General features: G+C 74.2%; 11 protein-coding genes and 1 tRNA gene. 1 reads left to right on the forward strand and 11 read right to left on the reverse strand.

Annotation, left to right across the window (positions count from 1 at the left end):
- Positions 1–77, forward strand: a tRNA-Met gene (locus ACQ5SO_RS07605).
- Between the two features lie 205 nt (positions 78–282).
- On the opposite strand, the gene ACQ5SO_RS07610 is transcribed toward ACQ5SO_RS07605, so the two are convergent.
- The 11 genes from ACQ5SO_RS07610 to ACQ5SO_RS07660 all read right to left on the reverse strand — a co-directional run bounded on the left by ACQ5SO_RS07610 (position 283) and on the right by ACQ5SO_RS07660 (position 13,829).
- A complete protein-coding gene (locus ACQ5SO_RS07610) occupies positions 283–4,062 on the reverse strand; it encodes a choice-of-anchor Q domain-containing protein (protein ID WP_430940985.1) in 3,780 nt (1,259 codons plus the stop codon).
- A gap of 244 nt (positions 4,063–4,306) precedes the next feature.
- Positions 4,307–4,768 (reverse strand): (2Fe-2S)-binding protein, encoded by a 462-nt coding sequence (locus tag ACQ5SO_RS07615; protein ID WP_430940986.1) that lies wholly within the window; start codon positions 4,766–4,768, stop codon positions 4,307–4,309.
- The gene (locus ACQ5SO_RS07620) at positions 4,765–6,969 is read right to left on the reverse strand and encodes a xanthine dehydrogenase family protein molybdopterin-binding subunit (protein WP_430940987.1); all 2,205 of its coding nucleotides are present in this window, start codon (positions 6,967–6,969) and stop codon (positions 4,765–4,767) included. The genes ACQ5SO_RS07615 and ACQ5SO_RS07620 overlap by 4 nt, the downstream gene beginning before the upstream one ends.
- Positions 6,966–7,667 carry an FAD binding domain-containing protein gene (locus ACQ5SO_RS07625; RefSeq protein ID WP_430940988.1) on the reverse strand — a complete coding sequence of 234 codons (702 nt, stop codon included), beginning with the start codon at positions 7,665–7,667 and terminating at the stop codon, positions 6,966–6,968. Before ACQ5SO_RS07625 ends, ACQ5SO_RS07620 begins: the two co-directional genes overlap by 4 nt.
- The gene (locus ACQ5SO_RS07630; protein WP_430940989.1) at positions 7,664–8,170 is read right to left on the reverse strand and encodes a nucleoside deaminase; all 507 of its coding nucleotides are present in this window, start codon (positions 8,168–8,170) and stop codon (positions 7,664–7,666) included. The genes ACQ5SO_RS07625 and ACQ5SO_RS07630 overlap by 4 nt, the downstream gene beginning before the upstream one ends.
- A gap of 2 nt (positions 8,171–8,172) precedes the next feature.
- Positions 8,173–8,937 carry an ABC transporter permease gene (locus ACQ5SO_RS07635; protein WP_430940990.1) on the reverse strand — a complete coding sequence of 255 codons (765 nt, stop codon included), beginning with the start codon at positions 8,935–8,937 and terminating at the stop codon, positions 8,173–8,175.
- Between the two features lie 10 nt (positions 8,938–8,947).
- Entirely contained in the window at positions 8,948–9,733 is a 786-nt protein-coding gene (locus ACQ5SO_RS07640; RefSeq protein ID WP_430940991.1) for an ABC transporter ATP-binding protein, read from the reverse strand.
- Between the two features lie 53 nt (positions 9,734–9,786).
- Positions 9,787–10,761 (reverse strand): ABC transporter substrate-binding protein, encoded by a 975-nt coding sequence (locus ACQ5SO_RS07645; RefSeq protein ID WP_430940992.1) that lies wholly within the window; start codon positions 10,759–10,761, stop codon positions 9,787–9,789.
- Positions 10,758–11,546 carry an alpha/beta fold hydrolase gene (locus ACQ5SO_RS07650; RefSeq protein WP_430940993.1) on the reverse strand — a complete coding sequence of 263 codons (789 nt, stop codon included), beginning with the start codon at positions 11,544–11,546 and terminating at the stop codon, positions 10,758–10,760. The genes ACQ5SO_RS07645 and ACQ5SO_RS07650 overlap by 4 nt, the downstream gene beginning before the upstream one ends.
- Positions 11,539–12,561, reverse strand: coding sequence for an isopenicillin N synthase family dioxygenase (locus tag ACQ5SO_RS07655; protein WP_430940994.1), 1,023 nt, complete (start codon positions 12,559–12,561; stop codon positions 11,539–11,541). Before ACQ5SO_RS07655 ends, ACQ5SO_RS07650 begins: the two co-directional genes overlap by 8 nt.
- A 347-nt stretch (positions 12,562–12,908) precedes the next feature.
- Positions 12,909–13,829, reverse strand: a complete 921-nt coding sequence (locus tag ACQ5SO_RS07660) for a LysR family transcriptional regulator (RefSeq protein WP_430940995.1) — start codon at positions 13,827–13,829, stop codon at positions 12,909–12,911.
- Positions 13,830–14,110: the final 281 nt, after the last annotated feature.

A 14,110-nucleotide genomic window follows, 5' to 3' on the forward strand; every position in this document is an offset into this window, starting at 1 on the left:
CGCGGGGTGGAGCAGCCCGGTAGCTCGTCAGGCTCATAACCTGAAGGTCGCAGGTTCAAATCCTGCCCCCGCAACCAAACTAAAAACGCCGCCAAGCACCAGCTTGGCGGCGTTTTTGCGTTCCACGCCTCACCAACCAGGCCCCACGCCGCATGCCCCGGGCGAAACCCTCGCCGGAGCCCCGAGATACCGCTCGAAAACACCTGCATCCACGAACAGAAAGACCGCGCCGCCCTCTTCCGACACCTGGGCGGGCGCCGATGGGGGCTGGCGACAAGGCGGTCACTCCACCCGCAGCATCCGGAACTGGAAGGTCGCGCCGTCCAGGGCCCTCTCATCCTCCAGGTCCACCAGCCGCATCCGCCCCGCCGCGTCATAGGCGAGCATCCGGTACGCCGGCGGGGTCGCGGTGGAGAGGATCCACATCTCCTCCGTGCGCGCCGAGACCTCTTCGACCCGGATCGCCGCGCCCTCCGGCAGCGGGCCCTCCTCCACGGCGGCGGCGACAAGGCCGACGCCGCCGCCCGGCGTCTCGGCCAGCTGCAGGACCCGTCGCGCGCCGCGGCTCTCCCGGATTGCATAAGTCCGGTCGAGGCCTTCCGCGCCCGCCGGTTCCAGCTCGAACACGAACGCCGCGCGAGCTCGCCCGTAGGGAAGGGGCGCCAGCACCGCCGCGCCCTCGGCGGAGACGGCCAGGACCCGCGCCGGCGTCTCCCGGCTCTCCAGCATGAAGCGGAAGGGCGCGTCGGGCGTCGCCGCGAAATGGCGGTCGATCTCCTCTCGCGGGCCGGTGACAGGCGTCGCCACGACACGGGCGCCGACATCCACCTCCAGCTCCAGCTCCAGCTCCAGCTCCGCGCCGTCGTCGCTTGCCACCATGGACCGCGTGTCGACGCCGCCATCGGCGCCGATGCTGGCGACGGTCAGCGCGAACTGCGTGGGCGCATGGTCGCCATCGCGCAGCGCCAGGGCGTCCGAAGCCGCGTCCCAGGCCATGTCGAGACCGCCCTTCGGCGCGATCCCGTGCGCGGCCAGGCTCACGAGCACGCCGGAGCCGTCGGCGCGGCTGGCCCCCAGCTCCATGTCGACCTGCTGGGCCACGTCGCTGCGCAGCCCGATCCGCCCCGCGTCCGGCGCGGCGGAGACGGTGGTGAGCGCCTGGTCCCACCCCCGCTGGTAGGCCAGGATCACCCCGTCGATCGTCGCGGCGAAACGCGGGCCGGAGACGTGAAGCCGTCCCGCGCGCGGCGCGGCGTCCGGCAATTCGGCGCGCGGGAACAGGGCCATGCTGTAGGTCATGCCCGGTTCGTGCGGAATGCTGATCAGCGGCCCGCGGAAGCCGCGCGCGCCCACGGCCACGGGCAGGGCCGCCGCGCCCTCGATCTCCGAGGACCAGGTCCCCTGTGCGTCCAGCCCCGCGGTCTTGCCGTCGCTGCGGGTGACGGTGACATAGCCCGGGCCGCTCAGCATCACCTCGACCGTCGCGGGCGCGGCGGGGGCCCCGGCCACGTCCGACGGGCAGTAGCCGGTGGTGTTGTAGTCGCATTTCGGCAGGCTGACGGCATGCGCGAAGCTCGAGAGCGTGAGCGAGCCCGTGCCCGCGTCCCCCTGCCAGTCCACGGGCGGCACGGCATGGGCGGCGTAGGCGGGCGCGTAGCGCCAGGTCCCGGCCCGGGTGTCGATCTCGATGAAAAGGTCGGTCTCGTCCGGCGCGTTGCTGTCATGGACATGGATCTTCGCGATCCCGGCGCCGTCTTCCTCCAGCGCCCAGGGCAGGAGGCGATGCCCCCCGCCGAGGTCCCGGTTGGCGACGCCCAGCGTGTAGCGATCCGCGGGGGAGGGCGCCGTGAAATTCGCCTTGAAGAGGGCCGGCAGGCTGGCGATGGGCGCCTTCGCGAAGGGCGAGCGGGCGGCGTCCCCCGCCGTCCCGCGGTGATTGAAGGGCAGGAGGCCGGCCGCGATCAGCGCCCGCGTCTTCACCGGGATCAGCAGCTGCGCGGCCGCGAAGCGGGTGATCATGCGCCGCGCCGCAGGCTTCGAGAGGTCGGCGGCGCCGACGGCGCCCGCGTCCAGCCGCGCGGCGTTCCGGTCCAGCCCCGGGTCGTCCAGGCGTCCGTAGCGCAGGCTGAGGGCGCCCTCGGCCATCCCGACGCAATGGCCGCCGGACAGGAAGTCCAGCCTTTCCCTGCGCCACATCTCCCTCTCGGGGCGCAGGGTGCAGGTCGCGGCGCCCGGGTCGACGCAGGCCGACCGGCCGAACAGCCCGACCACGTCCGCCGTCGTCAGGTCGGTGTCGAGGCTGCCGGAGATGTTCTTGAACGCGAACGCGTCGAGGCCGGGCAGCAGGTCCATCTGCGCGGTGATGCGCGGGTTCACGACCGCCGACCAGCGCCGCGCCGCGGCGGCGGTCACGGTCCCGTCCGCGGCGGCCGCGGTCGCGCCCTCCGCGTCCAGCGCCGCCCCGTCGGTCCCCGGGTCTTCGAGCGCGGCCGTGTAGGTCAGCAGCTTGCCGGCTCCCGCCCCGAGCCGGGGGAGCGTCCAGGTCACGGCGTCCGCGTCGAACCTGCCGCCGTCGCTGATCTGCGCGGCCCGGACGCCCGGCGGCAGCTCTTGCCGCACCGTCACACCGGCGGCCGCCCGGTCGCCCAGGTTGCGCACCGCCACGGCGAAATGCAGGCCCAGGCCGTGCCGCACCCACGGCGAGCCGTGGCTCTCCACCCGCAGGATCGGGCCGGGCGTGAACTCGAAGGCGCCGATATCGGGCGCGGAGCCGCCATGGGGCCGGGCGGCGCCCGCGGCGTCGGTCTCCGCGCCCCCGCGCGCCCCGGCGTCGATGGCCGCGGAGCGCCCGGTCAGCCTGAAGTCGAGCGCGCCGGCATCCATGAAATGCGCGTCCTCGGCCACGAGGTCATGGCCGCCGGGGGCGATCTGCGCCGCATCGAACGCGCGCGGCGACAGGCCCCCGGGTTTCAGCAGGCCCATGGCGGGCGGCGGCGGCGGCGCGCCGTCCCGGAGGCGCCGCTCGAATTCCGACAGGCCGTCGTCCCGACCCGCGGGGGCGGCGCGCGCGGCCCGCGCCGCCTCGGCCGCCGCCGTTGCGCCCGGGGCCGCGAACAGGTTGTGATCCTCGCTCACCGCCGGGCCGGGCTGCGTCCCGCGCTCCCCGGGCGGGGACCAGCGCAGCCCCCAGCGGTGGTTGGAGACGATGTTGTTGCGGAACGAGAGCGCGCCGACCACCTGCGCCACCAGGGTGTCGCGCAGGACGGCGCCGTGGAACACGTTGCCGTCGACGCGCCCCGTCGCGTCGTCGCAATCCTCCAGCGCCGCGTTTCCGGGCGCCCGCGACGTGGCGATGTTGTCGACGAAGATCGAGTTGGCGATCTCCCACGTCACCCCGGTCTGCGCCCTGCGGGCGCGGTCGCCGTCGCCGCACTGGAAGACGGCGCCGGTGTCGGCCTGGTTGGCGATGAACCGGCTGTTGCGGATGGTCAGCCTGCCCCCGCCGCTGAGGAAAATGGCGCCGCCCCGGGAGTCGGCGACGTTCCCGAGGAAGGTCATGTTCTCCAGCGTCACGTCGCCGGTGGCCAGCAGGCCCGCGCCGCGCCGGTGGCGCCCGTTGCTCAGGGTCAGGTTGCGGATGGTGATCGGCCCGGCGGCGTCGAGCAGCCTGAACGCCGCCTCGCCCCGGCGCAGGATGATCGCGCCGTTGCCCTCGAGCCTCCTGATCCCCCGCAGCGAGATGCCCGAGGGCGCGTCGTCCCCGGAGCGCGCGCCGGGCTCCGCCGGGTCGGCCGAGAGGGCGTAGAGGCAGGTTCCATCCAGCTCGACCACCCCGTCGGCGTCCGGGGCGCTGATCTTCTGCAGCAAGTCCTGTTCCGCGCACGCGTTGCCGGGCAGGGACGCATCCGGGTCGGCGCCCGCCGCGCAGAAGGACCCCGCGGCGACCGAGCAGCTCTCCGCCGGGGCGGCCGCAAGCGGCTGGGCGCCGAGCAGGAGGCACAGCGCGGCGGCGGCGCGGAAAGCGGGCCGGGGGAGACTGGCGGCGAAACGGTCCAGGGGCATGCAGGCGGCTCCGGTCTCGCGCCGCGTCGCGCGGCGGTTTGGACGACCCGTGCTGCACCGCAAATAAAAGCCGCTGGCCGGAAGGGGCGTTGCATCGCTGTTCAGTTTCGAGGCGCGCAGGTGATGAATTCCATTCACGCTACGTAAATATTCGCGCCAATCAAAGGAAATTACGCCCAGGGCATGACGGGCCGGCGCCGCGCGCCGCCCCCGGCGCATGGCCTTAGCCCGCCAGGGGGCGCGATCAGCTCGCGTCCGCCGCCAGCCTCGCCAGCGCCCGGCGCAGGCCCTGGTAGCCCGAGCAGCGGCAGAGATTGCCCGACAGCCGCTCCACCAGCTCTTCGACATCCACGCCGGCCCCGTCCGTGGCCCCGTCCGTGGCGGTGGCGGCGGCCGCGGCGGCCAGCAGGCCGGGCGCGCAGTAGCCGCACTGCACCCCCGCTTCTTCTGCCAGCAGGCGCACGAGGTCGGGGCGCCGCCGGGCCACGCCCGCCGCCGTCTCGACCCGCGCGCCCTCAAGCCGCCCGACCAGCGCCAGGCAGGCGGGCGTCGCGGCGCCGTCCACCAGCACCGTGCAGGCGCCGCAGCGCCCGATCCCGCAGGGCGTGCGCACCGACCCGCCGGGCCGGTCGGCGATCAGCGACGACAGCCGCGCCGCGGGGTCCGGCGCCTCCACCACGGCGCCGTCGAGGGTGAAGCGGATCATCGGCGCGCCTCCAGCAGGTCCAGCGCCTCTGCGGCGCGCAGGGGCAGGGCGGCGGGCGCGCCCCCGAGGGCGTCGGCCAGCGCGTTCAGGATCGCGGGCGCGGCGGCGTTGAGCGCGATCTCGCCCACCCCGCGCCGCCCCACGGGGTCGTCCGGCGCCAGCGCGTCCACGGGGTGCACCCGGATCTCGGGCGCATCGGCCAGGGTGGGGATGAAATACCCGTCGAGGTTCGAGGCCGCGAAGGCGCCCTCCGCGGCGGGCAGGTCCTCGGTCAGGCAGAAGCCCAGCGCCTGCACCGCGCCGCCCGCGACCTGGCCCTCGTAGACCTTCGGCAGGATCGGCTTGCCGCAGGCGGGCAGGATGTCGAGCGCAAGGCACCGGGCCGCGCCGGTGGCCGTGTCCACCGCCACCACCGCCCGCGCGCCGCAGGTGGCGAAAAGGGCGTGGCCGGGGACCGGGCCGGGATCGGTCTCGATCGCCGGGACGGTCACGGGATGGACCAGCGGGCCGTCCTTTGCGCACGCGGCGGCCAATGCGGCGAAGCTGATCCGCGGGGCGTTGTCCCCGGGATGGGCGAGGCCGCCCGGGACCAGCGTCCACGGCCCGGGAGCCTGCGCCCCGGCCCGCGCCAGCAGCGCGGCGCGGAAGCCCTCGGCCCCCGCCGTCACCAGCCGCGCGGCGATCTGCGCCCCGCGCGAGGCCGAGGTCGGCCCCGCATCGCCATCCCCCGTCCCGCCGAACACCGCGGCGCAGTCGCCCTCGGCCACGCCGAGCGCCCCCGCCAGCAGCGCGGCGGCGGAGGGGGCGAGGTTCTGCCCCATGTCCACCAGCCCCGCCCGCAGCGTCAGCCGCCCATCCGCCTCGAGCGCCAGCGCGCCGGCCGCGCCGTTGGGGCCTCCCTGCGCGAAGCCCTCGCCCTTGCTGACCAGCGCCCAGCCGGTCCCGAGGACGTGGCGGCGGGGCGCCGTTTCGGGCCGGGCTTCGGGCGCGGGCGGCAGCGCCTCCATCGCGTCCAGCACGGCGTGGAACTCCGGCCGCGGCACGATGCGTTGCCCCAGCGGCCCGGCATCGGGGGCGAGGTTGCGGCGCCGGAGTTCCAGCGGGTGCAGGCCCGCGCGCTTCGCCAGCGCCTCCATCGCCGCCTCGATGGCGCATTCGGTCTGCACCGCGCCGAAGCCGCGGAAGGCGCCCGAGACGCCGGTGTTGGTATAGGCCAGCCGCCCGGTCAGCCGCAGGTCGGGGATGGCGTAGGGGCCGGGGGCGTTCTCCATCGCCGTGTCGAGGACCTCCGGCCCGTGGCTGGCATAGGCGCCGGTATCGGCCAGGGCATCCACGCTCAGCGCCGTGAGCCGCCCCTCCGCGTCGCAGCCGACCGAGAGGCGGATGTCGAACGGGTGCCGCTTGATCCCCGCCGCCACGCTCTCGGGACGGCTGAGGACAAGGCGCACCGGCGCCCCCGCGCGATGGGCCAGCAGGGCCAGCATCGGCTGGACGTGCAGATCCTCCTTGCCGCCGAAACTGCCGCCGATGGGCGAGGCCTGGACGGTGATGTCCTCCGCCGCCAGGCCCGTGATCTCCGCCGCCGCCCGCGCGGCGCCGAGCGGGTCATGGCCCGGGGCGCGGATATGGAGGCCGTTCGCCGTGGGGAAGGCGATGCCGCCCTCGGTCTCCATCGCCGCGTGCATCTGGCGGGGGGTGCGCAGGGACAGCTCCACCCGGTGCGCGGCGCGGGGCAGGGCGGCGTCGGCGTCGCCCACCGCGTAATCGAAGCGCGAACAGAGGTTGCCGCCCGGGTGCAGCGGCGTCGCGCCCGGCGCCAGCGCCGCCCCGGGGTCGGTGACCGGCGGCAGGGGCGTCAGCGCCAGGGCGATGGCGTCGACGGCGGCGCTCGCCTCGGCCGCGGTGCGGGCGGCGATGGCGGCGATCGGCTCGCCCACCATCCGCACCACGCCGTCGGCCAGCGGCGGCTGGTCGCGCAGCCGCAGCCCGAGCCGCAGGCCCGGCGGCATGTCTGCGGCGCTGATCGCGGCGACCACGCCCGGCATGGCCAGCGCGGGGGCAAGGTCCAGCGCCTCGATCCGCGCATGCGGCAGGGGCGAGCGCAGCACGGCGGCGTGCAGGCAGCCCTCGGGCGCGTCATCGGCCAGGTAGCGGAAGGCGCCGGAGAGCTTGGCGGAGAGGTCCTCGGTCAGCGCGCTCATGCACAGGTCCTTTCCAGCGCGTCGGAGAGCATGGCCCGGGCGATCCGCGCCTCGGTGCGGCCGAGGCCGGAGAGCAGCGCCCCGGGGTCCGTGCCGGTGGTCAGCCCCCGCCCGGCGGCGCCGAGGGCGAGGCGCGGCGGCCCGTCCCCTCGATGGACCGAGAGGATCAGCTTCGCGGGGCTGAACCGTTCGCGATGGCCGAGCTTTTCGACCGTCCAGGCCCCGGGGGCGGGCAGGGGGATGCGGATGCGGGTCAGCACGTCGCCGGTCTCCTGCGCGGCGTCCTCGACCGGGACCGCGCCCGCCTTCGCGAACACCGCCTCGGCCCCGAGGGGGGCGAGCGCGGCGCGCAGGTCCCCGCCCGGCCAGATCACCCCGCCGCCGAGGGTGGCGAGGTTGCGCACCGCCATCGCCCCGACGCGCGCGAGCAGGTCCGCCAGCGGCGGCAGCGCGGCGCGCAGGGCGGGATCTCGGCGCAGGGCTTCTAGCGGCGCATTGGCGGCGATGTCGGCGGCGCCGCCCGCGATCTCCAGCATCGACCCGAAATCGGCGCCCGACACGTCCACCCCCAGCGCGGGCAGCGGGTCGGGGGTGACCGGCGCGAAGGTGGTCGCCCCGGCGAAGACCCGCGCGCCCGGGCCCATCGCCCCCAGCAGCGCCAGCGCGTGGGCGGCGTCCTTGGCGCGCGCGTGCCTCACCTGTCCCAGAACCCGTCATGGAGGGCGGCGGCCTCGTCCTCGAGCATCGGGCCGACGACGTCGACCAGCCGCTGCCCGGCGGCGAAGACCACGCGGCAGGGCAGGTCCATGGTCGGGTTCTCCGCGTGGTTCCCGGTCTGGTCCAGCAAGGAGCGTTCGGACTGGCCATAGACCACCCGACCGATGCCGGACCAGTAGACCGCGCCCGAGCACATCGCGCAGGGCTCGGCCGAGGTGTACATGGTGCAGCCCGCGAGGAATTCCGGGTCCCACTGTTTCGCGGCGCGGCTCGCCAGAAGCTTCTCGGCATGGGCGGTCAGGTCGCCCCCCTCGGCGGAATAGCCGTTGCCCTGTTCGAGCAGGATGTCCCCCTCCGGGCCCGCCAGCAGGCAGCCGAACGGGTGGTCGCCCCCCTCGCGCGCCGCGGCGGCGATGGCGAAGGCGCGGCGCAGCAGGCGCGCGTCATAGTCGCGAAGGGTTCCAGCGGGATAGGTGTCGGTCATGCTCATCTCTCGGATTTGGGCAGCGACCAGGGCGCGAAGCGGCGCTGCACCCAGGCGGTCAGGCGGAACAGGGCCAGCGACAGCAGCACGAGGACCACGAGCGCGGCGAAGGCCTGGGGGATTTTGAAGAAGGAGGTGGAGAAGGCGATGTAAAAGCCCAGCCCCGCCTCCGCCGCCACGAACTCCGCCACCACCGCGCCGATCACCGACAGGGTGACGGAGATCCTGGCGGCGGAGAACAGGTAGGGCAGCGCATAGGGCAGGCGGATGTCCAGCACCTCGCGCCGGAACCCGGCGCGGAGCGAGCGGGAGAGCTCGATCAGCTCCTCCGGCGTCGCCAGCAGGCCGGTGGTGGTGGAGACGACGATGGGGAAGAAGGCGATCAGGAAGGTGATGACCACGCGCGGCATGTCCCCCGCGCCCAGCGTCACCACGATGATCGGCGCGACGGCGACCACGGGGGTGGATTGCACCACGATCAGCACGGGGTAGAGGGTCTTGGCCATGACTCGCGACGTGGCCAGCGCCACCGCCAGCGGCACGCCGACCAGGATCGCGGCGGCATAGCCCATGCCCGCCACCCGCACGGTGGACCAGATGTGCTTGGCCCAGATCGACAGGTCCACGCCGATCGCCGCCGTCATAATCTCGGTCGGTTTCGGCAGCAGGAAGCTGGGGATGGCGAAGGCGCGGCAGCACGCCTCCCACACCGCGAAGATCCCGAGGAAGGTCAGCGGCGTCGCGAAGCGGTCGAGGAAGCGGAACATCGCGCCCATCTCAGGCCACCGGCTGCGAGAAGAGGGCGTGGCGGATATGGGCGGCGAGCTCGTTGAAACGCGGGTCCGACAGCGTGGCCATGGAGCGGGGGCGGGGGAAGGGCAGGGGGATCTCCTCGCGCACCGAGCCGGGGCGGCCGGTCATGACGATCAGCCGGTCCGAAAGCAGCAGCGCCTCGGGGATCGAGTGGGTGATGAAGAGGACGGTCTTGGGCCGCTCGGCCCAGATGCGCAGCAGCTCGAAGCTCATCTCGTCGCGCGTCAGGGCGTCGAGGGCGCTGAACGGCTCGTCCATCAGCAGGATCTCGGGGTCGAGGAGCAGCGCGCGGGCGATGGCGGCGCGCTGCTGCATGCCGCCCGACAGCTCGTCCGGGCGCCGGTCTGCGAAATCCTTCAGGCCCACCAGCTCCAGCAGCGCCTCGGCGCGGGTCCGGTCCTCCCGCGTCACCACGCCGAACTTGTGCTTCTTCGGGAAGGTCACGTTCTGCGCGATGGTCAGCCACGGCAGCAGTGTCGGCTTCTGGAACACGATGCCGATCTCGTCCCGCGGACCGTGCACCGGGTCGCCGTTGATCTCGATGACCCCTTCCGTGGGCGCGATGAGGCCCGAGAGCAGCCGCAGCAGGGTGGATTTCCCGCAGCCCGACGGCCCGAGCACCGAGACGAATTCATGCTGCGCGGTGGAGAAGGACAGGTCCTCGAGCGCGCGCACCGGGCGGCCGTCCCCGGTCGTGAAGACCTGGCCGACGCCCTTGAAGGCGATGGAGGGAACGGGAGCAGGCGGCATGGCGGTCTTTCCGGCTGGCGCGCGGGGGGCGCGGCGGCCCCCCGCGGCGCGGGTCACTTGGCGACGACGGTCGAGAGGTCGAGCGCATCTTCCGGCAGGCCCTGCGCCTTCGACACCCAGGCCCAGGAGGTCGCGAGCCGCGCATCGGTGATCGCGCCCATGCCGTCGGCCTCGGTGATCTCGTTGACCATCAGCGGGATCGAGGCGGTCCACTGGTCGATGGCGATGTCCACGTCCACCTCGGGCACCATCGCCTTCAGCGCCTCGGCCGCGGCCTTGGGGTCGGCGATGGCGGCGGCGGTCGCCTCCTGGTAGGCGGCGAGCAGGCGGTCGACGACCTCGGGGTTCTCGGCCAGGTATGTCTCGGACACGAACAGCGACAGCCCGTAGCCCTCGTAGCCGTAATCGGACCAGGCGTGGGACTTGAAGGTCTTGCCGGCCTGGTCGAGCGTCGCCGAGATCGCCGGCGCCACCGTCAGCCAGTTGATCGTCGCATCCACCCGCCCCGCGGCCAGCATCGGCCCGAGCGCGCCCGGATCGACCTTCAGCACCTCGACCGAGGCCGGGTCGACGCCGATGCTCTCCAGCACCAGCGGCCAGGAGACGTTGGAGGAGGAGAAGGTGGCGGTGGCGATCTTCTTGCCCGCGACATCGGCCAGCTTCTCGATCCCCGAGCCTTCATAGGTGAAGATCGCGTCGGGCTGCTTGGTATAGATCGAGGCGAGCGCCTTCACCGGCACCTCGCCCCCCGCCTTGGCCTGGAGCAGCGCCGACAGGCCCCCGGTCCCGACGTCGGCGGTGCCGGTGGCCAGCTTGGTCACAACGTCCGAGGACCCGCGGCCGACCATGACGGTGACGTCGAGGTCGTGCTTGGCGAAGATCCCCGACTGGACCCCGTAATAGACCGCCGCCTTGTCGCCCGCGGGCAGCCAGTCGATCATGAAGGACACCTCGTCGGCGGCGAGGGCCGGGAACGCGGCGCAGGAGGCGAGGAGCGCGCCGAGGGCGCGGCTGCGAAGAAGGCTCATTTCAGGGTCTCCATCGTGGTCTGGGTCACGGGTGTGGGCTCCGCGCCGGGATCGGCGAGGAAGGGCAGGATCGCCTCGGCCAGAAGGTCCGGGGCGGAGAGTTGCGGCGCATGGCCGGTCGGAAGGCGCAGGACCTCGGCGCCGGGGGACAGCTCGATCATCCGGCGCTGCATCTCGGGGCGCACGGCGCGGTCCTCGTCGGCGATGACGTAAAGGCGCGGCACGCGGCCGAAGCGGGCGGGCGTCAGGGTCGCGGCCAGGGCGCGGCCGGCTTCGGGCTGGGGCGTCAGGCGGTGGGCGGCGGTCTCGGCCACCTCGGCCGGGCAGTCGTTGAAGAAGATCGCCATCGCCGCCTCGGGCGGGGCGACGGAGGCGGCGCCGTCCGCGGTCCAGTTCAGGTGCGGGCCGATCCCGGCCATGCCGCGCGCGGCGGCGTCCTCGGCGGCGAGCAGGTCCGCGAAGCCCATGCCCGAGGGCAGCATCATCCCCGCGACATAGACGAGGCGGGAGATGCGCTCGGGGAACGCCTCGGCCGCCGCGGAAATGGCGACGCCGCCGCCCGAATGGCCGATCAGCGCCGCTTGGCCGCCGAGCGCGTCCAGCGCCGCCTCGATCCGCGCAAGCTGTTGCGGCAGGCCCGGGTCTTCGCCGGGGCCCATGTCGGGATCGGGGCGCAGGTCGACGGCGACGGTGCGGATCCCCGCCGCCTCGAGCAGCGGCGCGAACCGGTCCCAGACCCAGGGCCCCGCCCAGGCGCCATGCACCAGGATCGCGGCCTCAGGCATAGGTCCTCCGGTACATCTCCTGGATATGGCCCTCGACGGTGGTCGGGGGGTATTTCGGGGCCTCCCCGGGGGCGAGGCAGCCGGGCAGGGCCGTCACCTCGACGTCCGGGTTCCCGACATAGAAGAAGGGGATCGAGTAGCGTTCCTTGCCGGAGCTGTTGACCACCCGGTGCAGGGTCGAGCGGTAGCGGTCATTGGTCCAGCGGGCGATCATGTCGCCGAGGTTGATGACGAAGGTCCCCGGGATCGGCGCGGCGGCGATCCAGCTGTCGGTCTTGTTGTCGAAGACCTGCAGCCCGCCATTGTCGTCCTGCAGCAGCAGCGTGAGGCCGCCGAAATCGGTATGGGCGCCCGCCCCGCGCTCTCCCGCGGCGCCGGTCGCGGGCGGGTAATGCAGCAGCCGCAGGGTGGCGAGCGGGTCTCGGCAGAACGCGTCGAAATGATCCTCCGGCAGGTCCAGCGACAGGGCGATGCCGCGCATCAGCCGCTCCCCGAGGTCCTGCATCGCGGCGAAATAGGCGCGCATCACCGGGCGGAACCCGGGCTGGTCCCGGGGCCAGAGGTTCGGCCCGCGGTTGAAGCGCCCCGCGGCGACGCGCGGGTCGTCCTCGGGAAGCTCGAGGCCGATATAGAACCCCTCCTTGCGGTCCGGCCCGGCCCCGGCCTCGAGGGTCTGGCCCCCGAGGCGCTCATAGCCCCGGTTGCAGGGCGAGAGGGCCTTGTCCACGGCCAGCTTCTCCGCCTCGGGGCGGTCGAAGAAGGCGCGGGTCTCGGCGAAGGCGGCGTCGACCAGGCCCTGCGGGATGCCGTGCCCGGCGCAGTAGAAGAACCCCTTGTCGAGGCAGGCGGCGCGCAGCGCGGCGCCGGTGGCGGCCCGCGCGGCGGGGTCCGAGGAGGAGAGGGCCGAGACGTCGATCACCGGCAGCGCCGCCGCGTCCACCGCGCGGGCGGAAAGGTCTGCGGAGCGGGCGCCGGGGGCGGGGGCTGCGACGGGGGTTGCGGCGGGGTCGGGCATCGGCGGCGGCTGGCTCTTCGTTGAATGCTGCGGCGCAATGAGACGCTAGCCGCGGCGCAGGTGATCGAAAAAGCGCAGAGTTTCGCGTGGGGCGATGCCGAAAAGGCATCGGGCGCCGCGGGGGTGCGGCAGGCGCGTCGCTTCGGGCCGCCGGGGCGCGCCCGGCCCCCTCGCCCGACCGCGCCCGGGCGGCGTTTCGCTGTTGGCGGATGTCATGCAAGGCGCGGGGGCGGCCCGCGCGCGGCGTGGGGGCCGGGCGCCGCGGGGGCGCAGCCCGCGCACGGGCGGCCGAGCGGGAGGCCCTGCGCCTCCCCGAGGGCGCCCGTTCCGCCCCCTCAGCGCCGCCCTCAGCCCCCGGGCGCGGCCCCGGAGCGCTGCTCCATCTCCTCGGCCAGCAGCCGCAGGAACAGCTCCACCGGCGCGGGCTGGGCCTGCCCGGCGCGCACCGTCACCGACAGGTCGCTCCAGATCGGCCCCTTGGCGTCCAGCGGCCGGAACGCCGCCCGGCCCTCGGCGATCGCCTGCTCCAGCCCCAGCGCGGTCTGGAACCCGATCCCCAGCCCCGCCATCGCCAGCCGCCCGATCAGGTCCACCGAGCTCGCCGTGATCGCCGGCGTCAGCCGCCGCCCCAGCGCCCCCAGCGGCGCCCGCATCAGCCCGGCGATGGACAGGTCCTCGCCGGCGAAGATCAGCGGATAGGCCGCGCATTGCGCCAGCGTCACGACCTCGCGCGCCGCGAGCGCGTGGTCGGGGCGCATCACGGCGCCGAGCTTGAAGCTCACCCGCTGCACCTCGCGCAGCTCGGGCGGGGGCACGAGGTTGAAGGCCACGCCGAGATTCGCCGTCCCCTCGGCCAGCGCCTTGGGAATGGCGGCCGAGCCCATCACCTGCACCCCCACCGTGATCGCCGGCGCCGCCGCGCGCAGCCGCTCCAGCGCCCCGGGCAGCAGCCCCGCGCAGACGCCCTCCACCGCCGCGATCTCCACGTGCCCGACCCGCGCGCCCTGCAGCGCCAGGATGTCCGAGCGCGCGCGCTCGAGATCCTGCAGCACGGTGATGACATGGCGGGCCAGAAGCTCCCCCGCCGCGGTCAGCGTCACGCCATGGGCGCGCCGCTCGAACAGGGGCACGCCGACCTCGTCCTCGAGCTTCAGGATCTGCCGGTTCACCGCCGAGGAGGCCACGTTCAGCCGCCGCGCCGCCTCGCGGATCGAGCCCGCGCGGCGCACGGCCTCGAAGTAGTGGATGGCGGCGGAGTGGATGCGCATCGGCGGGCCTGCGGCGGAGCGGGGTGGGGGAGGGGGCGGGGCGGAGAGGGGGCGGGGCGGAGAGGGGGCCAGCCTAGCGCCGCCCGCGGGGCGCGGCGAGGGGCGCGCGCGCCGCGGGGGCGGGTGGGCAGGGTTTCTTACCCTGTTCATCCATCGCGTGTGTTTCGGGATGAAATCACCCAAGAGTTTTCTATTTATCGGCGTATTCGCCCCACTTTCGCCGGGCCCGCCTGTAAAGTGTTCTTCACTTATTCATCCAGCGTTTCGCGGCCCCCGAGTCC

Origin of the sequence: Rhodovulum sp. DZ06 (assembly GCF_050586345.1) — a bacterium.
GTDB lineage: Bacteria > Pseudomonadota > Alphaproteobacteria > Rhodobacterales > Rhodobacteraceae > JBOCEF01.